General features: G+C 67.9%; 2 protein-coding genes. One reads left to right on the top strand and one right to left on the bottom strand.

The genetic code is table 11. The features are described 5' to 3' along the window. Positions 1-25 precede the first annotated feature (25 nt). Positions 26-748 carry an SDR family NAD(P)-dependent oxidoreductase gene (locus ACTMTI_RS56860; protein WP_441129408.1) on the bottom strand — a complete coding sequence of 241 codons (723 nt, stop codon included), beginning with the start codon at positions 746-748 and terminating at the stop codon, positions 26-28. A gap of 106 nt (positions 749-854) precedes the next feature. Between ACTMTI_RS56860 and ACTMTI_RS56855 the strand changes: the two genes are divergently transcribed. After that, the coding region (locus ACTMTI_RS56855) for a TetR/AcrR family transcriptional regulator (protein ID WP_441129407.1) at positions 855-1,148 on the top strand (294 nt) is incomplete at its 3' end.

Below are 1,148 nucleotides of genomic sequence, written 5' to 3'. Positions count from 1 at the left end.
CACCCCCATCGGCGACCGGCACAAGCTACTGGCCGAAGCTCCCGACCAGAGCCTCCACCCGATCCCGCTTGGCGTACAGGCCCCAGAAGCTCTCCGCGAAGACGTCCGGATGGATCACCTCTGGGTCGAACTCGAGTGGTGTCTCCGACGACGCGATCGCCTGGTGCGGCACGCTGCCCTCGATGAGCGCGCCGACGTTGACGGCCCCGACGTACACGCCCCTTTCGGCGAGCACCGCGTTGAGGGTGTGGAAGTAGTTGCGCAGCGCGGCCTGGGCCATGCCGGCGTTGCCGAGGAACGGCGTCGGGTGGATGCCGGACTGTCCGGCCGTGAAGAGGATGGCGCCGTCGCCGCGTTCGGCCATGTCAGGGAGGACCTGCCGGACCAGGGCGATCGCCGACAACAGGAACCGGTCGAGGATCAGCCGCGTGTTCTGGACGTCGACGTCGAGGGTGGACACGATCCCGTCCCCCATGTTGCCGCCGCCGGGGCTGAACTCCGCGACGTCGATCCGGCCGTACCGCTCCTTGATGGCCGCGACAGCGCTCGCGATCTGGGCGGGGTCGTAGACGTCGGCGGTGAAGCCGGCCGCCTCGATGCCGTCGCGGGCCAGCTCTGCGACGAGGTGGTCGAGGTTCTCCCTGGTACGGGCGACGAGCGCGACGCGGAAGCCCTCGCGCCCGAAGCGGCGGGCTAGGGACAGCCCCAGGACGGGACCGGCGCCGAAGATGGCGAGTGTTCGAGACATGATGCTCCCTTAATGGATTCCGCTAAGTTGACTGTTATCTCAACTTCTCTCCGCCAGGAGATTATCCATAAGTTGGGAGTGTTCTCAAGTTCGGTACGATGGCCGTATGCCGACGCATGCGAAGCCCCTGCGCAGAGACGCTCAGCGAAACCGGGACCTGCTGGTGGCGGCCGCCCGCGAGCTGTTCGCCACCCGCGGCCTGGACGTCGCCCTCGACGAGATCGCCCGCACGGCCGGGGTGAGCAGCGGCACCCTCTACAACCACTTCCCCGACCGCAACGACCTCGTCGACGCCGTCTTCGCCGACCGGGCCGCGACAGTGGTGCGGATCGCGGAGCACGCCCTGTCGATGCCTGATCCGTGGGACGGACTGGTGCATTTTCTGGAGCGGGTGTGCGAG

This window comes from Nonomuraea sp. H19, assembly GCF_052068215.1.
Lineage (GTDB): Bacteria > Actinomycetota > Actinomycetes > Streptosporangiales > Streptosporangiaceae > Nonomuraea.
Note: the sequence above shows the minus strand (reverse complement) of the source record. Positions and strands in the feature narration are given on the sequence as shown.